The sequence below is a fragment of the Rhodoferax sp. ZS1R8 genome, assembly GCF_056521325.1.
The window spans coordinates 21,321-42,362 of the sequence record NZ_JBWMBA010000001.1 but is presented as its reverse complement, the minus strand read 5'-3'; the positions used below and the strand labels follow the sequence as shown (position 1 = coordinate 42,362).

General features: G+C 62.1%; 20 protein-coding genes. 13 read left to right on the top strand and 7 right to left on the bottom strand.

The window, feature by feature from the left end; translation table 11 throughout:
• The 4 genes from AC097P_RS00180 to AC097P_RS00165 all read left to right on the top strand — a co-directional run bounded on the left by AC097P_RS00180 (position 1) and on the right by AC097P_RS00165 (position 4,341).
• Positions 1-912: a thiazole synthase gene (locus tag AC097P_RS00180; protein ID WP_479608362.1), complete on the top strand. Its 912-nt coding sequence runs from the start codon at positions 1-3 to the stop codon at positions 910-912.
• Positions 913-920: 8 nt separating this feature from the next.
• On the top strand, positions 921-2,501 hold the full coding sequence (locus tag AC097P_RS00175) for a bifunctional hydroxymethylpyrimidine kinase/phosphomethylpyrimidine kinase (protein WP_479608361.1): 1,581 nt from the start codon (positions 921-923) through the stop codon (positions 2,499-2,501).
• A gap of 98 nt (positions 2,502-2,599) precedes the next feature.
• Complete coding sequence (locus AC097P_RS00170; protein ID WP_479608360.1) at positions 2,600-3,364, top strand: SDR family oxidoreductase; 765 nt, start codon at positions 2,600-2,602, stop codon at positions 3,362-3,364.
• A gap of 26 nt (positions 3,365-3,390) precedes the next feature.
• Positions 3,391-4,341 (top strand): LysR family transcriptional regulator, encoded by a 951-nt coding sequence (locus AC097P_RS00165; protein WP_479608359.1) that lies wholly within the window; start codon positions 3,391-3,393, stop codon positions 4,339-4,341.
• Between the two features lie 12 nt (positions 4,342-4,353).
• Here the strand turns inward: AC097P_RS00165 and AC097P_RS00160 are convergent, their stop codons facing one another.
• The 3 genes from AC097P_RS00160 to AC097P_RS00150 all read right to left on the bottom strand — a co-directional run bounded on the left by AC097P_RS00160 (position 4,354) and on the right by AC097P_RS00150 (position 6,459).
• On the bottom strand, positions 4,354-4,812 hold the full coding sequence (locus AC097P_RS00160) for a DUF2214 family protein (RefSeq protein ID WP_479608358.1): 459 nt from the start codon (positions 4,810-4,812) through the stop codon (positions 4,354-4,356).
• A 5-nt stretch (positions 4,813-4,817) separates the two neighbouring features.
• A complete protein-coding gene (locus AC097P_RS00155; protein WP_479608357.1) occupies positions 4,818-5,528 on the bottom strand; it encodes a hypothetical protein in 711 nt (236 codons plus the stop codon).
• A 214-nt stretch (positions 5,529-5,742) separates the two neighbouring features.
• A complete protein-coding gene (locus AC097P_RS00150) occupies positions 5,743-6,459 on the bottom strand; it encodes a lysophospholipid acyltransferase family protein (RefSeq protein ID WP_479608356.1) in 717 nt (238 codons plus the stop codon).
• A gap of 197 nt (positions 6,460-6,656) precedes the next feature.
• Here AC097P_RS00150 and AC097P_RS00145 point away from each other — a divergent pair, with 197 nt between their 5' ends.
• Genes AC097P_RS00145 through AC097P_RS00135 form a run of 3 tightly spaced genes read left to right on the top strand, consistent with a single transcriptional unit; the run spans position 6,657 to position 9,723 of the window.
• Positions 6,657-7,838 carry an acetyl-CoA C-acyltransferase gene (locus AC097P_RS00145; RefSeq protein WP_479608355.1) on the top strand — a complete coding sequence of 394 codons (1,182 nt, stop codon included), beginning with the start codon at positions 6,657-6,659 and terminating at the stop codon, positions 7,836-7,838.
• A gap of 52 nt (positions 7,839-7,890) precedes the next feature.
• A complete protein-coding gene (locus AC097P_RS00140) occupies positions 7,891-8,556 on the top strand; it encodes an SDR family oxidoreductase (protein ID WP_479608354.1) in 666 nt (221 codons plus the stop codon).
• A 33-nt stretch (positions 8,557-8,589) separates the two neighbouring features.
• The gene (locus AC097P_RS00135; protein WP_479608353.1) at positions 8,590-9,723 is read left to right on the top strand and encodes an acyl-CoA dehydrogenase family protein; all 1,134 of its coding nucleotides are present in this window, start codon (positions 8,590-8,592) and stop codon (positions 9,721-9,723) included.
• A 5-nt stretch (positions 9,724-9,728) separates the two neighbouring features.
• Here the strand turns inward: AC097P_RS00135 and AC097P_RS00130 are convergent, their stop codons facing one another.
• On the bottom strand, positions 9,729-10,448 hold the full coding sequence (locus AC097P_RS00130; protein WP_479608352.1) for an energy transducer TonB: 720 nt from the start codon (positions 10,446-10,448) through the stop codon (positions 9,729-9,731).
• A gap of 121 nt (positions 10,449-10,569) precedes the next feature.
• Between AC097P_RS00130 and AC097P_RS00125 the strand changes: the two genes are divergently transcribed.
• Entirely contained in the window at positions 10,570-10,992 is a 423-nt protein-coding gene (locus AC097P_RS00125; RefSeq protein WP_479608351.1) for a rhodanese-like domain-containing protein, read from the top strand.
• Here AC097P_RS00125 and AC097P_RS00120 read toward each other — a convergent pair.
• On the bottom strand, positions 10,982-11,611 hold the full coding sequence (locus tag AC097P_RS00120) for a TetR/AcrR family transcriptional regulator (protein WP_479608350.1): 630 nt from the start codon (positions 11,609-11,611) through the stop codon (positions 10,982-10,984). The two genes, AC097P_RS00125 and AC097P_RS00120, sit on opposite strands and share 11 nt — an antisense overlap.
• Positions 11,612-11,774: 163 nt before the next feature.
• Between AC097P_RS00120 and AC097P_RS00115 the strand changes: the two genes are divergently transcribed.
• Positions 11,775-13,502 carry an acyl-CoA dehydrogenase family protein gene (locus AC097P_RS00115; protein ID WP_479608349.1) on the top strand — a complete coding sequence of 576 codons (1,728 nt, stop codon included), beginning with the start codon at positions 11,775-11,777 and terminating at the stop codon, positions 13,500-13,502.
• A 57-nt stretch (positions 13,503-13,559) separates the two neighbouring features.
• Here AC097P_RS00115 and AC097P_RS00110 read toward each other — a convergent pair whose 3' ends face one another.
• A complete protein-coding gene (locus tag AC097P_RS00110; protein ID WP_479608348.1) occupies positions 13,560-14,228 on the bottom strand; it encodes a glutathione S-transferase family protein in 669 nt (222 codons plus the stop codon).
• A gap of 199 nt (positions 14,229-14,427) precedes the next feature.
• Between AC097P_RS00110 and AC097P_RS00105 the strand changes: the two genes are divergently transcribed.
• From AC097P_RS00105 to AC097P_RS00090, 4 genes are read left to right on the top strand one after another with little or no spacing between them, the layout of a single operon-like run.
• Positions 14,428-15,276, top strand: a complete 849-nt coding sequence (locus AC097P_RS00105; protein ID WP_479608347.1) for an ABC transporter ATP-binding protein — start codon at positions 14,428-14,430, stop codon at positions 15,274-15,276.
• Positions 15,276-17,699: an ABC transporter permease gene (locus AC097P_RS00100; RefSeq protein ID WP_479608346.1), complete on the top strand. Its 2,424-nt coding sequence runs from the start codon at positions 15,276-15,278 to the stop codon at positions 17,697-17,699. Before AC097P_RS00105 ends, AC097P_RS00100 begins: the two co-directional genes overlap by 1 nt.
• 18 nt (positions 17,700-17,717) lie before the next feature.
• Positions 17,718-18,470, top strand: coding sequence for a response regulator (locus AC097P_RS00095; RefSeq protein WP_479608345.1), 753 nt, complete (start codon positions 17,718-17,720; stop codon positions 18,468-18,470).
• Positions 18,467-19,813 (top strand): sensor histidine kinase, encoded by a 1,347-nt coding sequence (locus tag AC097P_RS00090; RefSeq protein WP_479608344.1) that lies wholly within the window; start codon positions 18,467-18,469, stop codon positions 19,811-19,813. The genes AC097P_RS00095 and AC097P_RS00090 overlap by 4 nt, the downstream gene beginning before the upstream one ends.
• A gap of 71 nt (positions 19,814-19,884) precedes the next feature.
• Here AC097P_RS00090 and AC097P_RS00085 read toward each other — a convergent pair whose 3' ends face one another.
• The gene (locus AC097P_RS00085; protein ID WP_479608343.1) at positions 19,885-21,015 is read right to left on the bottom strand and encodes an AraC family transcriptional regulator; all 1,131 of its coding nucleotides are present in this window, start codon (positions 21,013-21,015) and stop codon (positions 19,885-19,887) included.
• Between the last annotated feature and the right edge of the window lie 27 nt (positions 21,016-21,042).

Here is a 21,042-nt window from a genome sequence, read left to right as displayed (position 1 = left end):
ATGGTCGATTATCAAAGAGACCCGGCGGGAGTGGGTTCTGCGCAGGTAAAGGAGGAGTTGGCAAAGCGGGCGGGGCCAACAGAAGTGGGGGAGCAGAGCCCGCTGCCGCCGGGGCGCTCGGACGCAGGTGAGTGGCACATCGGCGGCCGCACGCTGCAGAGCCGGTTCCTGCTGGGCACGGCGGGCTACCCATCGCCGGCGGTGTTGCAGCAAGCCATAGCCGCATCCGGGGCGCAGGTCGTGACGGTCGGTCTGCGCCGCCAACTCGCCGCGGGTGCCCAGGCCGCAGCCGAGGGTGACTTCTTCAGCATTATCAAAGCCACCGGCGCGCACCTGCTGCCCAATACCGCTGGGTGCCGCACCGCGCGCGAGGCCATCACGCTGGCGCAGATGGCGCGCGAGTTGTTTGACGCGCATTGGATCAAGCTCGAAGTGGTGGGCGACGAACACACGCTGCAGCCCGACCCATTCGAGCTGGTGGACGCCGCCCGCCAACTGGTCAAGGACGGCTTTGAAGTCTTCCCCTACTGCACCGACGACCTGGTCAGCTGCCAGCGCCTGCTCGATGTGGGCTGCAACATCCTGATGCCATGGGGCGCTCCCATTGGGTCAGGCCAGGGCTTGGTCAATCCCGGCGCGCTGCGCACGCTGCGTGCGCGCCTGCCTGGCGTGCCGCTGATCGTGGACGCTGGCATTGGGTCCCCGGCGGACGCGGTGCAAGCCATGGAGCTGGGGCTGGATGGTGTGCTGCTCAACACGGCCGTGGCCAAGGCGCTGAACCCGGTGCGCATGGCGCGCGCCTTTGGGCTGGGCATACGCGCCGGACGGCTGGCTTATGAGGCGGGCGTCATGGCCAAGCAGGACATGGCCGTGGCGTCCACGCCGGTGGCGGGCCACCCCATACTGCTGTGAATCGTGCTATGAATTCAATAGCTGGCTACGCTTATCCCACGAGGGCTACAGCCCCATTTGGCTTAGAAGAATGTGGTGGGACCGACACCGTTCGGCCGATTGTCTGGAGCATCGCCGGATCTGACAGCGGCGGTGGCGCCGGCGTGCAGGCCGACCTCAAGGCTCTAGCCGCTTTCGGTGGTGTGCACGGCTGCACGGCGGTGGCGGCCATCACCGCCCAAAACTCGGTTGCGGTGACGCGTGTGGAGCCCGTCCGCGCGGAGTTGCTGGACGCCCAGCTGGCCGCACTGGCCCAGGACATGCTGCCCCAGGCGATCAAGACGGGTTTGTTGGGCAGCGTGGAAAACATTCGCGTCGTCTGCCGTTGGGTGGACCGCCTGCGTGCGCAGGGCCAGACGGTGCAACTGGTCGTGGACCCGGTACTGGGCGCGAGCACCGGCGTTGGTTTTGCCGACGATGCCGTCGTGCAGGCCTATATCCACGAACTGCTGCCGCGCGCCACGCTGGTCACGCCCAACCGGGCGGAAGCCGAACGCCTGGGGTTGGCGGTGGGGCAGGCCCAGGGCGCGCCGTCTGTGGTTATCACCGGCGGCGATGCGGCGCAGCCGAACGCAACGGCCAGCGACTGGTTCAGCAGCCCCCAGGCTACCGGCTGGCTCAGCCTGCCGCGGGTGGACACGGCGCACCAGCACGGCACCGGCTGCACCTTTGCAGCTAGTGCGGCCGCTGCATTGGCCAGCGGCTATTGCGTGGCGGATGCGGTTGTGCTGGCGAAGATGGCTACCACCCATGCGCTGCGCCATGCCTATGCGGCGGGTGCGGGTGCGGGGCCCGTGCATGCACAGGCGGACTTTGCGCAGCACATCCACAACCTGCCTGCGTTGTCGTTGTTGGACGGTGCAACTCCGCCTGCGTTCCGCCCGCTGCGAGACCCTGCCCTTGGCGTTTACGCCGTAGTCGACAGTGCCGCTTGGGTGCGCCGCGTGCTGGCGGCCGGCATACGCACGGTGCAGCTGCGCATCAAGGACCCGCAAGAGCCGACGCTGGAAGCGCAGATCAAGGAATCCATTGCTGCAGCAAACGCTACACCGGGTGCCCAACTCTTTATCAACGACCACTGGGCTCTAGCGCTGCGACTGGGTGCATACGGCGTGCACCTGGGCCAGGAGGATCTGGACACGGTCGACCTGGACGCACTGCGCCAGGCCGGTGTGCGGCTGGGTCTCAGCACCCACAGCTACTGGGAGGTCGCCCGTGCATGGAGTCTGCGCCCGTCCTACATCGCCTGTGGCCCCATCTTCGCCACACAGTCCAAGGACATGCCGTGGATCCCGCAGGGGCTGGACAACCTGCGCTACTGGGCGGGGCTGTTGCCAGTGCCCGTGGTCGGCATTGCGGGGATTGATGCGCGCAATATCGCCGATGTCGCGGCGCAGGGTGTGGCCAGTGCGGCTGTCATCACCGCCATCACGCGCGCGACGGACCCGGAGTTTGCGTGCCGCCAACTGATGGCGGAGTTTGCGCGCGGCCAGGGGTTGCCGCGTGACGGCTTGCCCACGCGGGCGAGGAGCACGCTGCATTCGCCCTAGTTGAGTGAATAAATTGCAGGTCCGGATACGACCAGACAGGGCCGTGGTTTCGATTGAAACTGCGCAGCTTCTTTCACTACCTATCCGGAATGCAACACATGAACTCTTTGAACAACAAGGTCGCTATCGTCACCGGCGCCAGCTCGGGCATAGGGCGCGCCACGGCGCTGCTGTTTGCGCAGATGGGCGCAGCCGTTGTGGTCGGTGCGCGCCGTGGCGATGAGCTGGACACACTCGTCAACGATATCGAAAAGTCCGGCGGGCGTGCCACCGCAGTGGTCGGTGACGTCACCGATGAACCGTTTGCCGTCGCGATGGTTCGCACCGCAACCGACCGCTTTGGTGGCCTCGACATTGCATTCAACAACGCGGGAACACTCGGGGCCATGGGGCCCACGCCAGAGTTATCTGCCGCGGATTGGAAGTACGCGCTGGATGTCAATTTGACCAGTGCGTTCCTGGGTGCCAAACACCAGATCCCCGCCATGCTGATCCGCGGCGGTGGGTCGGTGATTTTTACGTCGACCTTTGTCGGTTATACGGTGGGTTTCCCCGGCATGGCCGCCTATGCCGCAAGCAAGGCCGGCCTGGTGGGTCTGACGCAAACCCTCGCCGCGGAGTTTGGTCCCCAGTCGGTGCGCGTGAACGCCATCTTGCCCGGCGGTACGGATACACCCATGGGCAAGTCCATGACCAGTACGCCCGAAGCACTGGCCTATATCCAGAGCCTGTATGCATTGAAGCGCATTGCCAGGCCGGAAGAAATTGCGCAATCGGTTTTGTACCTGGCGTCTGATGCGTCGTCGTTTATGACGGGTACGGCTTTGTTGGTGGATGGCGGGGTCTCTATCAACCGCAGTTGAAGGGGCGGATATGGAAGAATGCCTGCATGGATCAACTCCGTGCCCTCCGTGTCTTCGCCCACGTCATCGCCGAAGGCAGCTTTGCGGGGGCGGCCAGGGTATTGGACCTGGCCCCGGCAGTGGTCACGCGCACCGTGTCTGACCTCGAAGACCATTTGGGGGTACGGCTACTGAACCGGACGACCCGAAAGCTGGCGTTGACCGAGGTGGGCGAGGACTACCTGGAGCGTACCAAGCGGATATTGGCGGAACTGGACGATGCGGATGCGGTGGCGGGCGCGGTCAACAAGGCCCCTCGGGGCACCCTGCGCATCCTGTGCCCACCGGCGTTTGCAACCCACCAGTTGGTCCGCCATCTGCCAGTCTTTCGACAACGTTTCCCGGGCATTCAACTGGAACTGTTGGCGGCGGGGCCGGTTGGCGCCGCCGATGAAAACTTCGATGTGTCCATACTGTCCATTGGACAGCAGCCCTTGCAGGGAGACTTCGTGGTTCGCCCACTCGCTGCGTCCACCTTCGTTCTGTGCGCGTCTCCCGCCTATCTGAAACGGTGCGGGCAACCCCAGCAACCGGAAGACTTGTTGCAACACGATGGCTTGCTTCCTGACGTGGCCGCGGTTCGGCGTGAATTGACGTTGTTTCGGGAAGCGGGTAGCGCTGCCGGCGCAACGCGGCGCATACTCAAAGTGAGCCTGCACCCACCCGTTCTATCGACTGCGCAACTCGAAGTCCTCTACGCCGCGGCTGTGAACGGCATGGGGATTGCCGGCCTGCCAACATTCATGGTGGCAGATGCGTTGCGCGATGGTCGCTTGGTGCGTGTATTGCCGGATTGGCACGGCGGAGCCTTGCAGCTGTACGCGGCCATGCCCACGCGCAAACATGTGCCTGCACGTACACGGGCCTTCATCGATTTCTTGGTGGAGACGTTTGGAGGAAACCACGACGACCTCTGGCTCGCGAGCATCACGCAGTAGGCTGTTGCTGCGTCAATTCGCGTTACCCCAGACTCCGCCGCGCGCAGCCAAGTTTGCGCAGATGGCCATCGCCGCAAGGCAGGCCAGTTGCAGATAGGCTACCGTACACATCGCCTTCAGTTTTTGGATGCTCACGGTGGGCAGTTGCCCATGCTTGAGTGGAACCCGCCAACGCCGAACCTCTAGCGTCGGAACGAGCGACAGCATGCTGGCAAGCCCATAAAAGCCCAGCTTGGCGAGGAAGGGGCCGTTGTCAAAGTAGTAGGCTGATCCCTTCTCTAGATAGAAGACCCGCACCAATCCAACCAGCAGCACCAGCGTCGCGGCGATGCCATTGAGCATGTCCACGTTCCGCAAGCGCCTAGCGGCAGGTACGGTGAATGGCTGCCTGAGTTGGTAGAGGGAAACAAGCGTGCAGACCAACAGCGTCAGAACGGCTGCGTGGTGCAGGGCAGCGAACAGTGTTGTCATGGTGATCAGCGGTATGCAGAGGACATGGACGCGTACTCCACGCGGGCGTCCAGGACCTTGAGCTTGCCGGACACGTTCTCCATAGGGGGCACGCGGCCTTCGTACCGAATTGGCGTCCGGGTGCTGGCGTCAAATACAACCCGCAGCGGGGATATGGCCATGCGGATCAAGAAGCTGCTGGGCGTGATGGTGAAGGCGGCTTGGCCATTGACCACCTTGTCCAACTTCAGATCGAACCCATAGGTGGTCTTGTCCTTGAGTACCAGCATGCGCACAGGCAGGGATGTGCCGGCCACCAGTGGATCCCAGTTCCTCAGAATGAACCCAAACAGAGACGGCCCGCAGACGACCGGGTCGGAAACATCTTCAGACGCCGTGCTGTGCTTGCCGTTGTCGTTCAGCGCGTACTCCAGGTGGCGGCCGCCGTTGCTGATCTGGACCGATCCGCTAAAGCTGGATTGCTGGTTGGTCGCCTCAAACCGCTGCGTTTCGTATTGGGGTGACAGCAGCGCCGACTCGACGATGATCACGCGCCCAGCAGGGTCGCTGGTGATGTGGCTTGCGGTCAACCCGTTGGGCGCGGTCAGCACACGGCGCTCGTAGCGGTAGAGGGGAGCCTCTGCGGGTGTGCGCTGTGTATATGTCTCACCGCGGTAGATCAAAGCCCCAGCAGATTCAGGAAACGCTTGTATCGCCTCCAGTTTGGAGAATGCCACTTGTGTCCCCTGGGCAGAGGCTGGGGCTGCGGCTAACAGGCATGCTGTTAAAGCGAGGTGGCGTGTGGGTCGAATAGACAGAAAGGGCATGTGTGCGGTCCAGGTTGGGGAAGTGCTGCAGTCCATGCGATGACTGTAAGCAGACCCCCGCACCAGAAATAGCCGCAAACTGCGAAGACACCCTTGCTGGATTGCGAACAATCCTGAAGCCTATTTACGCTGGCGTCGCGTCCAGTGCGTCAATACAGTCCACCATTTGTTCCCTGCACCGTTCCATCAGCGCAGGCATGTCATCTAGCGTCATGTCCGCCGTGCTGATAGGCGGCAAGGCACGGATGACCAGCTTGCCGCTATGCCAGCGGTTCAACCGCATCGTGCGTTTGTAGTTGCTGCAGCAGATGGGCACGATGGGCACACCCGCCGCAATGGCCATTTGGAAGGCACCCTTCTTGAACGGCAGCAAGCCCTTACCCAGGTTGCGTGTACCTTCGACGAAAACCCAGATGGAGGTGTCCTGGTGCTGCAGTGTGTCGGTGGTTTTCAGCATCGCGGCCTTGGCTTTGGCGGCGTTGCCGCGTTCGATCAGCACATTGCCGGCCAGCCAGTAGATCTGGCCAAAGATCGGAATCCAGCGCAGACTGGTCTTGCCGATGGTCACCGTGCGCCGCGGCACGACGCTGCCCAGAATGAACAGGTCGAAATTGGACTGGTGGTTGACGACGATGACGCAGGGGCTGGTCAGCTTCTTCAGTTCGTCCACTTGCAGCTCGGTCTGCAAACCCAAAAGGCGCAGTGCCGGCAGCGAGTAGACACGCCCGCACAGGCGGCTGTTGTCGGGGTCAAACGGGCGCCGTAGCACGATGAACATATTGACCGCGCCGGCGACGAGGAAATGGACGCCCAGCAAAAAAAGACGCAAAGTGAGAAGCATTGGCAGTGGCTGCGAACAGAAATCAGATTGCGCAGGCAGGGCTTGCGCGTGGCAAATTGCCGGTGGGCGAGTGTAGTGGAGGGCAGATTCTGTCACAATTGACGTTTACGTAAACGTCAACTCTTACGCCCCTTAATCAGTTGCGAGACAGAGCTAAAGGTCTCTCTCGCAACGTCTACGCAACCAGGAGAACCAGCATGTCGGATTCCATCGTTATCGTCGGCGCAGCGCGCACCCCCATGGGCGCATTCCAGGGTGATTTTTCCAGCCTCGCGGCACACGACCTGGGTGGCGCAGCCATCAAGGCGGCCGTAGAGCGCGCCGGCATTTCGCCAGAGCTGGTGACCGAAGTCTTGTTTGGTAACTGCCTGATGGCAGGCCAGGGCCAGGCGCCGGCGCGCCAGGCCGGTTTCAAGGGCGGCTTGCCCAAGAGCGCAGGCGCGGTCACCCTCAGCAAGATGTGCGGCTCGGCCATGCGTGCGGCCATGTTTGCCAATGACATGCTGATCGCTGGCAGCCACGAGGTGCTGGTGGCCGGTGGCATGGAGAGCATGACCAATGCGCCTTACCTGTTGCTGAAGGGCCGTGGCGGCTACCGCATCGGCCACGACCGCATGTACGACCACATGATGCTGGACGGCCTTGAAGACGCGTACGAGGCTGGGCGCTCCATGGGCACCTTTGGCGAAGACTGCGCCGCCAAGTACAGCTTCACCCGCGCCGAGCAGGACGCCTTCGCCACCGCCAGCGTGCAGCGCGCCAAGGCCGCCACCGAGTCCGGCGCGTTCGCGGCCGAGATCACACCCGTCACGGTCAAGGGCCGTGGTGGCGATGTCGTCGTGTCGATTGACGAAGGCCCGGGCAAGGTCAAGCTGGACAAGATCCCCACGCTCAAGCCCGCCTTCAAGAAAGACGGCACCATCACCGCCGCCAGCAGCTCGTCGATCAACGACGGTGCCGCCGCGCTGGTGATGATGAAGGCCTCCACCGCCGCCAAACTGGGCTGCAAGCCGCTGGCCCGCATCGTGGCCCACGCCACCCACGCGCAAGAGCCCGAGTGGTTTGCGACGGCCCCGGTAGGCGCAACGCAAAAGGTGTTGACCAAAGCTGGCTGGGAAGTGGGCGATGTGGACCTGTGGGAAGTGAACGAAGCCTTTGCCGTCGTGCCCATGGCGCTGATGAAAGAGCTGAACGTGCCGCACGACAAGGTCAATGTGAACGGCGGCGCTTGCGCGCTGGGCCACCCGATCGGCGCGTCTGGTGCGCGCATCATGGTCACGCTGATGTACGCTTTGCAGGCACGCGGACTGAAGAAGGGCCTGGCCACGCTGTGTATTGGTGGCGGTGAGGCGACTGCCGTAGCGCTGGAGATGCTATAAATTCAGTAGCTGCTTACGCGCATCCCACGAGGGCTGGAGGCCTATTTAGCATATGAACATCCTTGTAATCGGCGCATCCCGCGGCATTGGCCTGGAGTTTGTGCAACAGTACCGTGCAGCCGGTGACCGCGTCATCGCCACCGCCCGGGACGACGCGGGGCTGGAGCGCCTGAAGGCGCTGGGCGCGGTCGCGCTCAAGCTGGACGTGGCCGACTCCGCCAGCGTCAGCGGCCTGGCCTGGCAGCTCGATGGCGAGAAAATCGACGTGGCGTTGTATGTGGCCGGCGTGCTGACCCGTGCCGATGCCCGTACGCCGCCCACGCAACCGGACTTTGACCTCGTCATGCGCACCAATGTGCTGGGTGCGATGCAAACCATCCCGCAGGTGGCGCCGTTGGTCGAAGCCGCGCAAGGCCGGTTTGGATTTATCAGCAGTGACATGGGACACATCGCTGGTGTGGAGTCCAGCTACTGCTGGGCTTACCGGGTGAGCAAGGCGGCGCTGAACATGGCGGTGGCCTCGGCACGGCATGATTACCCCCAAGCCATATTCGCGTCGTTAATTCCGGGTTGGGTGCAGACCGACATGGGCGGCAGCGGCGCCACGTCGACGGCGCAAGCCAGCGTGGCGGCGATGCGGCGCACGATCGCCCAACTGAAGCCAGCAGACAGCGGCCGCTTCTTTGGCACAGACGGCAAGCCCTTGGCCGGCTGGTAGACCACGACAAAAAAATTCAGGAGACGTTTTGAAATGTTGTTGACCCAAGACCAAGAGATGGTGCGCGATGCCGTGCGTGAATTTGCGCAAGCCGAGCTGTGGCCTAACGCTGCCAAGTGGGACAAGGAGCACCACTTTCCCAAAGAGGCGCACAAGGGCCTGGCCGCACTCGGCGCCTACGGCATCTGCGTGCCCGAGGCCTATGGCGGCGCCAATCTGGATTACGTGACGCTGGCCTTGGTGCTGGAAGAGATTGCGGCGGGTGACGGCGGCACCAGCACCGTGATCTCAGTCACCAACTGCCCGGTCAATGCCATCCTGATGCGCTACGCCACTGAGGCGCAGAAGCAGAAGTGGCTGGTGCCGCTGGCCCATGGCCGGATGCTGGGCGCCTTCTGTCTGACCGAACCGCATGTGGGCAGCGATGCCTCTTCACTGCGGACCACAGCCGTACGCGAGGGCGACGAGTACGTCATCAACGGCGTCAAGCAGTTCATTACCAGCGGTAAGAACGGTGATGTGGCCATCGTCATCGCCGTCACCGACAAGGGCGCCGGCAAGAGGGGCATGAGCGCCTTCCTGGTCCCGACCAATGCACCGGGTTATGTGGTGGCACGCATCGAAGACAAGCTGGGCCAGCATTCCAGCGATACGGCACAGATCAATTTCGACAATTGCCGCATCCCGGCAGAGAACCTGATCGGCAAAGAGGGTGAGGGTTACGGCATCGCGCTGGGCGGGTTGGAAGGCGGGCGCATCGGCATAGCCGCGCAGAGCGTGGGTATGGCGCGCAGCGCATTGGAAGTTGCCGTCGCCTATGCCAAGGACCGCCAAAGTTTTGGCACCGCGATCTTCAACCACCAGGCCGTGGGGTTTAGATTGGCGGACTGCGCGACGCAGATCGAAGCGGCACGCCAGTTGATCTGGCATGCGGCCGCACTGCGCGACGCAGGCCGGCCGTGCCTGAAAGAAGCCGCCATGGCAAAACTGTTTGCCAGCGAAATGGCCGAGAAGGTGTGCAGCGCCGCGATCCAGACGCTGGGCGGTTACGGCTACGTAAGTGACTTTCCGCTGGAGCGCATCTACCGCGACGTGCGCGTCTGCCAGATTTACGAAGGCACGAGTGACGTGCAGAAAATCATTATTCAGCGTGCCTTGGCTGGCTAACGGAATCAGCGCGGGTTAAATCCAATCTCTACCCGCACCGTGCGCGCAGCCTTGATGGGTGCGAAGCGCCATTGCGACACGGCATCCGTAGCGGGCTTGCCGAATCGGCGGTGGGAAGCGGTCACTACCGATGCCTCTGAGACCTTGCCATCCGGTTGAATGGTAAGGGCCACGATGACCCTGCCGCTTTCCGGCGCACCTTGCAAGCCGCGCGGATAGACGGGGTCGACCTGTGATACCAGCTGCAACTCCACATCTTCCTCCTCTTCTGCCGCGGCCAGTGCGGTCGCTGGGGCGGGAGTTGGAGCGGGAGTGGCTGCCGGTGGGGGCACACTGGTGGCCTGCACCGGTGCGGTGTTGGTACTGGCATTGGCGGCGGATGCTGGCGTGGCGTCCGGCTGAGCCAACGTCGGGGCGGCTGGTGTTGCTACAGTTTGCGTATCGGGCCTGCGTACCGGGGCTGGCGCTGCAGCTGCGTCAACTTTAGGGCGGGCTGGGGCACTATCCGATTTGCGCGGCGCATCGGAAAACTGCTTGATAAAACGGTATACATTGTCCGATTGGCGCTGTGACCGCTCCATCGCCGAAGGCTCGGAGGCTGCCTTGGCGGGCGGCAACGGGGGTAGCGAGGGCAGCTGCGCATGGGCAGCCACGCTAAAGATTGCGCCAATAGATGCACTGAAGGCCAGGTACAAGCCCCTGGCGAATGGGGATGGATGGAACAACACGTATCCTGTTCTGGAATAAAGCGGTCTGTGCGCAGTGCTCAACACTGCGCGAAGTAGTATCCGGGCAAAGCCCCGTCACAACAATGGGGCTTACCCCGAGCACAGGAGAGCAATAAACATGCCCATCACCACATCATCCCGCGCACTGGTTGACCAAGCCATGGAGCAAATCCGCACGTACACCGTGGATCAGGTGCTTGCGCGCATGGGTGAGGGCAAGACCCAGTTGGTGGATATCCGCGATGTGCGAGAACTGGTGGACGGCACGGTGGTGGGGGCTTTTCACGCTCCGCGCGGCATGCTGGAGTTCTGGGTGGACCCGGATTCTCCGTATTACAAGCCCTTCTTTGGTGATGAGGGCACTGAATACATCCTGTTCTGTGGCGCTGGATGGCGCAGCGCCTTGACCACCCAAACCCTGCAAGACATGGGCATGACCAATGTGGCGCACATCGCCGGGGGCTACGCGCAGTGGGTCAAGCAAGGTGGCCCGACCGAGACGCTGGAAGAGCAAAAAGCGCGCCGCTCGGCTAAAAACTGAGCTTGGGCGCTACGACTGCGCGCAGACAAAAGGCCTGAATTGCGGCAATCAGGGATTCGGTTTCCATCGGGGGCTGGTCTGCCGCCGGCCACGACAGGGGTCCCACCAGCGATTCGGCAATTACCCCGACCAACGCGGCCGCGCTGACGCTGGGATACTGGGCTGCAAATTCCCCACTTTGTATGCCCTGGTCCACCAGTTGTTCAAACATATCGGCATAGGCCAAGCGGTAACGCAGGCGTTGGGCGTCGACGAGTACATCCACCGGCTCGGCAATCAGCGCAAATGCCAGGCGCGGGTTGCGCAGGGCGCGCAGTGCAAAGGTCTCTATGGCCACCAGCAGCCGCTCGCTGGGCGAACCATCCCCTTGCAGCGTGGTCTCGCGTACCCAGGCCACTTCTTTTTCGGTGGCCTCGCGAAATACTTCGGAGCACAGTTGGTCTTTGGACTCAAAGTGCTTGTACACCGCACCCGTGGCAATGCCCGCTTTGGCGGCCACGGCCACCATGGTCAGGGCGGCAAAACCACCGTCGCTGAGGATGGTGAGGGAGGCGTCCAGCAGGCGCTGGCGGATTTCGGCTTTACGGGCCAGTGTTTTTTCGGTGGGCCGGTAAGCCATGGTAGAGCGCGCGCAGAACCGCAGTTTTTAAACAGGCGCCACTGTAGCGCAACCCGCCGGACCCGCCGCGACCCGGTCGGCATGCATAATTTGAATTTGAATTCACGACTTCTAGTTACCATATTCCAGTTTCGCACCAACACTGTGCGCACCGGGAGACCAGATGTTGCAAACCACCACCGAAGCCACCGCTAAAAAAACTGCCAGTGCGTTTTTGCATATGGCAGAAACCCATGTTGTAGAAAACCAGCCACCCCCGCTGCGAGACTACAACCTGTACCAGCAGGATGTGGCGCTCTGCGAAGCAGTGGCGCGCGAGGGCGGTGCCTGGGCGGAACCCGAACTGGCGGCCTTCGGCGCGCTGACGGGCAGCCGGGAGCTGATTGAGCTGGGCTTCCAGGCCAACGAAAACAAGCCGGTGCTCTACACGCACGACAACTACGGTCACCGCATCGATGAGGTGCGCTTCCACCCCGCCTACCACCGGCTGATGCAAATTTCTACCGAACACGGCCTGCACGCCGCCCACTGGCGCAATCCCCAACCCGGCGCGCACGTGGCGCGCGCGGCGATGTCGTACCTGATGGGTCAGGTGGACGCGGCCCACGGTTGCCCTATCACAATGACATCGGCCGTGGTGCCGGCCCTGCAGCAGCAGCCCGACCTGACCGCCCAATGGCTACCCAAGATCACTGCGCTGCAATACGACCACCGCAACATCCCGATGGAGCAAAAATCCGCCATCACCGTGGGCATGGCAATGACCGAAAAGCAGGGCGGCTCGGATGTGCGGGCCAACACGCTGCGCGCCCATGCGTTGGGCGCTAGCGGCCCCGGCCAGGCCTACGAACTGGTGGGCCACAAATACTTCGTATCCGCCCCTATGAGCGATGCCTTCTTGGTACTTTCCCAGGCGCCTGATGGCCTGTCCTGCTTCTGGTTGCCGCGCTGGCGGCCGGATGGCAGCAAAAATGCCATGCAGATCCAGCGGCTCAAAAACAAGATGGGCAACGTGGCCAATGCGTCCTGCGAGACCGAACTGCGCGGCGCTTACGCCCAGATGGTGGGAGGTGAAGGCCGGGGTGTGCCCACCATTTTGAAGATGGTCACGATGACACGGTTTGACTGCATGGTCGGCTCCAGCGCCGGCATGCGCCAGGCCGTGGCCCAGGCTCTGCACCATTGCCAGCACCGCTGGGCCTTTGGCAAGCTGTTGGCCGAACAACCGCTGATGCAAAACGTGCTGGCCGATCTGGTCATCGAGAGTGAGGCCGCACTGGCCATGACCATGCGCATTGCCGGGGCGCTGGACATCGGCGAGGCAAGCGCGCACGAAAAAATGCTGGTGCGCGTAGGCACCGCAGTCGGCAAATACTGGATCTGCAAACGCACGCCGGCACACGCCTACGAAGCCATGGAGTGTATAGGCGGCAGCGGTGTGATGGAAGACTGCATCATGCCCCGCCTGTTCCGTGAATCACCGGTCAACTCCATCTGGGAGGGCAGTGGCAATGTGCAGTGTCTGGATATGCTGCGCGCCATGGGGCGCAACACTGGTTCAGTCGACGCATATATGGATGAGGTGCAAACCGCTGCCGGCACCGACCGCCGGCTGGACCAGTATGTGGCGCGACTGGGCGCCGAGTTGCTGGACCCATCGGCTATCGAATACCGGGCGCGGGGCGTGGTGGAAAAAATGGCGCTGGCCTTGCAGGGCTCGCTGCTGGTGCGCTATGGCAACCACGCCGTGGCCGATGCGTTTTGCGCGTCGCGCTTGGGCGAGCACTACAGCGGCCTGACCTTTGGTGCGCTGCCGCGGGGGCTGGATTGCGCGGGGATTATTGAGCGGGCAACGCCGCGGGTTGAAACAATCGACTTGCTATCCATGTGATAGCTGTATCGTCATACTTGTCGGGGGCTAGGGGCGATTTTGCGTTAAGGATTCCCGTCAGGGTCGGATATCAGGCGCGGGCATTGTGGGTACACCCTGGTCTATGGCCGCCTGGTGCTGCACGGCCAGTGCACGCTGGAACCCTGGGCGCGTCTGCAGGCGCGCCCAGTAGGCGGCAACGGCCGGCGTGAACTGGGCGTCCAGGCCCAAGTGGCTGGCCAGCATCAGCGCATAACCCATGGCCACGTCGGCGGCGGTAAACCGGCCGGGACAGAGAAAGTCCTGCTGCTGGGCCAGGACGTCTACCGTTCGCAACCGCGCCAGGAACCATCGGCTGTAGTCGTCTGCCACTTGGGGCTGTTTGCGCTCTGCGGGCCCGAAGTGTGTATAGCGCAGCACCAGGGTTTGCGGAAAGGTCAGTGTGGCGTCGCTCATGTGTAGCCAGTTCAGGTAGGCGCCATAAGCAGGGTCACCCACCGCCACATTTAAATTGCCCGGGCTGCGCCGTGCGGCCAGGTACTCGCACATGCCTGCGGACTCTGTCATGCGGGTTTCGCCATCCACCAGTAGCGGCACCGTACCCAGCGGATTCTCTTGCAGGAACTGCCTGGACAACGCGCGGGGCGGGAAGGGCAGTATCTTCAGTTGATACGGCAGCCCCAGTTTTTCCAGCAGCCACAAAGGGCGGAAGGAGCGGGCACTGACGCAGTGGTAGAGGGTGATCATGGCTGTCCTATTCAGTTGCGTTTCTTGAATGCGCGCAGGTCAAACATGCCGGCGGGCCATCCATCCCCGGGACAGTCTCTGCAGTCTACAAACAGCGGGGATGCAGCGTGTGCCATGAAGGGGGCAAATCACGCCAAAGGCCGGGTGCGGGAAGAGTTTTGTTGCTGGATTGTTTCCGCCCCACGATAGAAATACTCCGATGCAAAAAGGCTGGGGCATCGACACAAGCCAGAAAACCTGCCCGGTTGCAATCAAGGCATTGGATGCCCGATACCGGGGAGTCCACTTTTTAGGAAAGAATCCCATGACGATACAAAAACTGGTCAGGCCGTTGATTGCTTTGCACGACGTTGCCAAGAGTTACCCCACACCCTCAGGTTCGTTTGAGGCGCTCAGGTGCGTTTCGCTGGAGATTCGACAGGGAGAGTTTGTTACTGTGGTCGGCAAGTCCGGGAGCGGTAAGTCGACGTTGCTCAATCTGATCGCCGGGATCGATCGGGCCTCGTCCGGGACCGTGACGGTGGCCGGGAAGGTCTTGCAGGGCTTGAGCGAACAACAACTGGCCACTTGGCGCGGAGGCGCCGTAGGGGTTGTGTTCCAGTTTTTCCAACTGCTACCTACTTTGACGGTGCTTGAGAACGTCATGCTGGCGATGGACTTTTGTCAAAAGTTCCCGGCCCGTGAGCGCCGCACCCGTGCCCTGAAGCTACTGGCCCAAGTGGGGGTCCAAGAGCAATGCAACAAGCTGCCCGCCACCCTTTCAGGCGGTCAGCAACAACGCGTTGCCATCGCCCGCGCCTTGGCGAATGCTCCGGCCGTGGTCGTTGCCGATGAGCCCACGGGCAATCTCGACTCCGTGACTGCTGCCACCGTGCTGCAGATCTTGCGCGACATGGCTTGTGCAGGAACCACCATAGTTGTGGCAACCCACGACGAGGACATCGCGCGCTTGAGCGATCGCACCATTCACGTCGCTGACGGTTCATTGTCCTCAGCTCCCCACTCCACAAATGTCGGCGCGGCCGCGCGCACCCAGAGGACCCACTAATGTCTACCTTTTGGCGTAAAGCAATTGCCGACTTCTGGTTGGAGCGCACCCGCACGGTGCTGGTGGTGCTGGCCATCGCCCTTGGCGTGAGCGGCTTTACCGCGGTACTGGCTAGTTATGCCATCCTGACCCGCGAACTCAACGACGATTACCTGGCCACCAATCCGGCATCCGCGACACTGTTTCTCGATCAGGTGGACGACGCTACCGTCTCAGCGGTGCTCAAAAATCGCGCGGTGGGTGCGGCCGAAGCGCGCCGGGTTGTGATGGGAAAGATCAAGTCCGGCCCCGCCGAGTGGAAAAGCCTGGCACTGTTCGTGGTCAAGGACTACCGAGACATGCGGGTCAGCACTATTGCACCAGAGCAAGGTGCGTGGCCACCCTCTCTCGGCGAAATTTTGATTGAACGCGATGCCTTTCAAGTGGCGAAAACCACACTGGGTGCGCGCGTCGTGGTTAAAAACAGCCAAGGTCGGGAGCACACGCTACTGGTCAGCGGCCGGGTCCATGACGTAGGCCAAGCGCAAGCCCGCATGGACAACATCGTCTACGGCTATATCAGCCAGCAGACCTTGGTCGAGCTCGGGGAGCAGCCTTTCTTGAACCAATTGAAGATCGTTGTCGCCCAGGATGGACTAAACGCTACCCACACTTCCGAGGTGGTGGCCCAGGTGCAAAAGACTTTGGTCGAGCGCGGGCATTCGGTCAGCAAGGTAGACCAGCCGGAGCCGGGTGAGCACCCCCACACCAAAATCATGGGCACCTTGCTGCTGGTGATGGCTGGCTTTGGGGTACTGGTGTTGCTGCTCAGTGGCGTGCTGGTGGTGAACTTGTTGATGGCCTTGATGGCTGGGCAAATTCGTCAAATAGGAGTCATGAAAGCCTTGGGGGGCGCGCGCTGGCAAATTGCGCGTATCTATTTCAGCCAAGCCCTGTTTTTAGGATTAGCGGCGCTGCTGATCGCGGTGCCCGCGGGCATAGCTGCAGGGCGTGAACTGTGTCGCTATTTGGGGGTCTTCCTCAACTTTGACATCAACAGCTTTGCCGTTCCGCTCTGGCTCTACGCCCTGATCGCGCTGGTCGGCGTGCTCGTGCCGCTGCTGGCCGCGGCCCACCCCATCTGGAAAGCCTGCGGCATCTCGGTGCACGCTGCGTTGAGCGATTTTGGGGTGACCCAGCAACCGTTTGGCGCCAGCATTCTCGACCACCTATTGCTGAACGTAAGTGGCGGCGCCCGCCCGCTGTTGCTAGCTTTGCGCAACGCCTTTCGTCGGCGTACGCGGCTGGTGTTGACCTTGGTCACCCTGGCGGTGTCTGGCATCTTTTTCATGGCGGCGCTCAACGTACGCGCCTCCATGATCGATACGCTGGATCGTCTGTTTGCCACGCGCCAGTTCGATCTCACGGTCAGCTTGGTTGGTATGACGTCGGACGCGGTCATTGACCGCGCGGTGCAGGCCACGGGCGGTATAGCCAAAGCCGAATATTGGATCAAGACCGACGGTGCCATCGTGGTTTCCGGCAAGGCGCCTGGCATCACGGTTGATGCTAATGGTGACGGCGACAGCGCACACTTTACGGTGGTAGCGCTGCCTGCGCAAACCCCGCTGCTCAAACCCATCCTGGTGGAAGGTCGCAACCTGTTGCCCGGGGAAACCAATGCCGTGGTGCTGAACCATGTACTGGCCGACAAATCGCCCAGCACCAAGGTTGGGAGCACGGTGCGCTTGCAATTGGGGTCAAGGGAAATCGGCACTGTGCAGGCCGACTTTCAGGTAGTGGGCATTGCCCGGGAAGCCTTTAGCCCAGCCACCGCCTATATCCCCAAGGCGTTTTACGACACCACCCATGCAGGGGTGAGCAACTCGGTCAGCATGGTGCTGCGGCACAAGGATGGTGTCTCTATCAAAGGAGTCAAGGCAGACATCGACCGGCAGCTGGAGCGGCAAGGCGTGGCAGCCCGGGGCAGCTACACCAAGGGCGAAGGCCGGTTTGTGATTGACGAGCACATGCAAATGATTTACGTGTTCCTGATCCTCGTGTCCTGCGTCATTGGCGGCGTCGGTGGCCTGGGGTTGATGACCACCATGAGCCTGAATGTGTTGGAGCGCAGGCGCGAAATGGGGGTGCTCCGTGCCATCGGCGCCACTCCGCGGGCGGTCTGGCTGATCGTTGTCAGCGAGGCCGTGTTCATCGGGTTGATCAGCTTTATGCTGGCGCTGGGGGCTGCCTGGCCCATCAGCAAGGGTATTGGTGACCTGTTGGTCGGACTGATGCTGCGCAGCACACTGGACTTTCGGTTTGACCCGAGCGGAGTCTGGATCTGGCTGTTCGTTTCTCTGGGGCTGGCGGTTACCGCGAGCTTGGTGCCGGCATGGCAAGCATCGCGAAGTTCGGTCCGTGAAGCGATTGCCTGTGAATAAAGCCGTATAAACCCGGGTATGCAACAAGCCGATCACATTTTGGTTGTCGATGATGACGAAGATCTCCGCGACCTGTTACGCCAGTACTTGGAAAAGAGCGGTTTCAAACTCAGTACTGCGGCAAATGGCCGTCAGATGCGGGCGGTGCTGGCGGCCGAACGCATCGACTTGATCGTGCTGGACTTGATGATGCCGGGCGAGGACGGGCTGAGCCTGTGTCGCGAATTGAGTGTTGGGGCTTCCAATCCGGTACCTATCTTGCTGTTGACCGCCCGCAACGAAGAGGCGGACCGCATTTTGGGTCTGGAGATGGGGGCCGATGACTACCTGACCAAACCCTTTGCGTCGCGTGAACTGCTGGCTCGCATACGGGCCGTGTTGCGGCGAGCCCGCATGATTCCGAAGAACATGCAGATCAAGGAAACCCAACACTTGCTAGGGTTTGGGCCGTGGACCCTCGACACCCATGCCCGCCACTTGCTCGATGGCAGTGGCGCCGTGGTTTCGCTCAGTGGCGCTGAGTACCGCCTGCTGAGGGTGTTTTTGGAGCACCCTCAGCGGGTGCTGACCCGTGATCAACTGATGAGCCTGACCCAAGGCCGGGAAGCCGATAGTTTTGACCGCTCGATCGACATCTTGGTCAGCCGCTTGCGCAAGCGGCTGCGCGACGATTCAGGCGACGAGGTTGCGGAGGCCGACTACATCAAAACTGTGCGCAGCGAAGGTTACATCTTTGTGTGGCCGGTGGTCTCGCGCGGAGGCACTGCTTGAGGGCGATCGTCCAACATTTGCAACGCTACTGGCCTGGTTCGATGTTTGCGCGCCTGGCCCTGAGCCTGTCGGCCGCATTGCTGGCAGCACACTTACTGGGTGGTGCCTTTGCCTACCTGGAAGTGTTTGATTTTCAGGTGGCAAGGATCAACTACTACCTGGCAAAAGATACGGCTCTCTTGGTCTCTGCACTGGAAGCTGGCGACGCTACCAAACGGAAGGACTGGTTGGATCGAATGCAGCGCAAGGATTACCGTTTTTCGTTGGGAGACGCCGCCATAGTCGAATCGGTAGCCGATGCCAAGCTGCGCCGCACCCAGCGCAGCCAGCAACTGCTGGCCGACCTGGGCCTTGAACTCGGGTCGGGCTATCCTGTCACCGTCTACACTGGCCATGCCGCCGACGAAGACCTGCGCTTGCAACTGTTCTTGAAGGACGGCACACCACTGACCATCCAGATTTTCAAGATACGTTTTCCTGTGTCGGTATGGGAGGGCGCGCTGTTTACCAGTCAGGTTTTGGTGATGCTGGCTTTTATCTGGCTTGGTGTGCGCCAAGCCACCCGTCCACTGGAACGGCTGGCCGAGGCCGCCGAGCGGCTGGGCTCATCGCTAAAAGGTGAGCCGATTGCAGAGGATGGGCCCAACGAAGTAGCGCGTGCCGCCGCAGCATTCAATGCGATGCAGCGTCGCATCACCGATCACCTGGCCGAGCGGGTGCAACTTCTGGCGGCCATCTCGCATGATCTGCAAACCCCTATTACACGGATGCGGCTGCGCGCCGACCTGCTGGACGACATCGGGCTACGCGATAAGCTGCAACGTGACCTGGACTCCATGCAGGTTCTGGTCGAGGAGGGTATCTCCTATGCCCGCAGTGCGCAGAGCGCGACAGAGGCGGTGTGCAGGGTGGACCTTGGGGCCTTGCTCGACAGTGTGGTTGGCGACTATATGGACGCTGGACACGCGGTTCAGTTGGTATGCGAACTGAGTCAAGTGCTGGCAACGCGTCCTCTCACCCTGCGCCGAATGGTCGTCAACCTGGTGGATAACGCCCTCAAGTTTGGTGAGCAAGTCGAGATATGTGTTACCCGGCCGTCTAGCAATCAGTTGTCCATCGCGGTGCGCGACCGCGGCCCGGGCATCCCCCCCCAAGAACTGGAGGCAGTGCTCCAGCCGTTCTATCGGGTAGAGAGCTCCCGCAACCGCAGCACCGGGGGCACCGGTTTGGGCTTGGCGATAGCACAGCAGCTTTCAAGTGCCCTGGGCGCAAGCTTGTTGCTATCCAATCGCGACGGCGGCGGACTGGAGGCACAAATTGTGTTGCCGATCCAGTGTTCGTAACTGTAAAGCGACGGTGCTCAACCGAGAGCTGATGCATGCGGATCGCGGGGAGCTCGAACCCAGGGTTGAAGTCATGTCAATGGCCTGGCGGACGGTGGCACCGAATGCTTGCGAAACTCTGCCGGCGACAGTCCGGTCCAGCCCTTGAACGCGCGGATAAAACTCTTCTCATTGCGAAACCCCGCCGCCTCGGCCACCTGTTTGATCGGCCGCTCAGTGCGGTGCAGCAGTTCGATGGCGCGGCCTTGGCGTACCTCATCTTTCAGGCCTTGCAAGGTCGCGCCTTCTTCCTTGAGCTGCCGGTGCAGCGTACGCGGCGACACGTTGAGCAGCGTGGCTAGCGCCTCGGCGCTGTGGGTCTGCTGCGCGTGGCTGGCGAGGGTTTGGCGCACGCGCTGCACCAGCAGGCGGTCTCGGCGGTACTGCAGCACGGTCAGGGGCAGGGCGTGTTGCAGCATTTGTTGCAGGGCCTTTTCGTCGCGACGCAGGGGTAGCTTCAGGTATTGGGCGTCAAAGCAGATGCTGGCCGGGCCTGTGCCAAAGTTCGTGGGGCCGCAGAACAGGACAGCGTAGGCGCTTGCGTGAGCCGGCGCTGCAAACGGGAATTGCGCTCCAAGTAGCGCAATGCGCGAGTCGACTAGCCAGCAAGCCAGGCCATGGATGTTGCGCAGTACGGAGACCAGGCAGAACTCGCGCATGTGGGGTGGCAGGCTACTTGCTCGCGCCGGGTAGCGCGGTGGCGGGGGCTTTTGCTCCGTGTCCCCCGCCCGCGTTGCGGGCTCCTCCTTTACCTGCGCAGAAGCCCCCGCCACCGCGCTACCCTCTGTGGGGTGTTCGGGGCGCTCTATGATGCGGATCGTCGCTACGTCGCCCGTCACACTTAGCTCCAACACGAAGTCTGGCGCTATCAACCCGTGGTGGCGACACCAGCGAGCGAGCGCCAGCTGCAGCGTGGGGGCGCTGATGGAGGCCCGCGCCAGCATGCCGTAGCTGCCCCACGGCAGGCGGCGGCTGAACCAGCCCAGCGCTTCGTCGTCCAGCTCCTGCATCGCGGTGCCGGACAGGGTCTCCATCTGCCAGGCGGTGATACGGGCATCCGGCTTGTTGACTTGCTCTGGCGCAATCTGTGCCCGACTCAGCGCTTGGGCGGGGTCCTTGTCATAGCGCTGGTAGGCGGCCACAATGGCACGCACGAAAGCCATGGGTGTTGCGGCAACAGGCGAGGATGC

Coding starts and splice junctions, on each gene's coding strand:
- AC097P_RS00180 (WP_479608362.1), top strand. CDS start 1: ATGGTCGATTATCAAAGAGACCCGGCGGGAGTGGGTTCTGCGCAGGTA.
- AC097P_RS00175 (WP_479608361.1), top strand. CDS start 921: ATGAATTCAATAGCTGGCTACGCTTATCCCACGAGGGCTACAGCCCCA.
- AC097P_RS00170 (WP_479608360.1), top strand. CDS start 2,600: ATGAACTCTTTGAACAACAAGGTCGCTATCGTCACCGGCGCCAGCTCG.
- AC097P_RS00165 (WP_479608359.1), top strand. CDS start 3,391: ATGGATCAACTCCGTGCCCTCCGTGTCTTCGCCCACGTCATCGCCGAA.
- AC097P_RS00160 (WP_479608358.1), bottom strand. CDS start 4,812: ATGACAACACTGTTCGCTGCCCTGCACCACGCAGCCGTTCTGACGCTG.
- AC097P_RS00150 (WP_479608356.1), bottom strand. CDS start 6,459: ATGCTTCTCACTTTGCGTCTTTTTTTGCTGGGCGTCCATTTCCTCGTC.
- AC097P_RS00145 (WP_479608355.1), top strand. CDS start 6,657: ATGTCGGATTCCATCGTTATCGTCGGCGCAGCGCGCACCCCCATGGGC.
- AC097P_RS00140 (WP_479608354.1), top strand. CDS start 7,891: ATGAACATCCTTGTAATCGGCGCATCCCGCGGCATTGGCCTGGAGTTT.
- AC097P_RS00135 (WP_479608353.1), top strand. CDS start 8,590: ATGTTGTTGACCCAAGACCAAGAGATGGTGCGCGATGCCGTGCGTGAA.
- AC097P_RS00125 (WP_479608351.1), top strand. CDS start 10,570: ATGCCCATCACCACATCATCCCGCGCACTGGTTGACCAAGCCATGGAG.
- AC097P_RS00120 (WP_479608350.1), bottom strand. CDS start 11,611: ATGGCTTACCGGCCCACCGAAAAAACACTGGCCCGTAAAGCCGAAATC.
- AC097P_RS00115 (WP_479608349.1), top strand. CDS start 11,775: ATGTTGCAAACCACCACCGAAGCCACCGCTAAAAAAACTGCCAGTGCG.
- AC097P_RS00110 (WP_479608348.1), bottom strand. CDS start 14,228: ATGATCACCCTCTACCACTGCGTCAGTGCCCGCTCCTTCCGCCCTTTG.
- AC097P_RS00105 (WP_479608347.1), top strand. CDS start 14,428: ATGCAAAAAGGCTGGGGCATCGACACAAGCCAGAAAACCTGCCCGGTT.
- AC097P_RS00100 (WP_479608346.1), top strand. CDS start 15,276: ATGTCTACCTTTTGGCGTAAAGCAATTGCCGACTTCTGGTTGGAGCGC.
- AC097P_RS00095 (WP_479608345.1), top strand. CDS start 17,718: ATGCAACAAGCCGATCACATTTTGGTTGTCGATGATGACGAAGATCTC.
- AC097P_RS00085 (WP_479608343.1), bottom strand. CDS start 21,015: ATGGCTTTCGTGCGTGCCATTGTGGCCGCCTACCAGCGCTATGACAAG.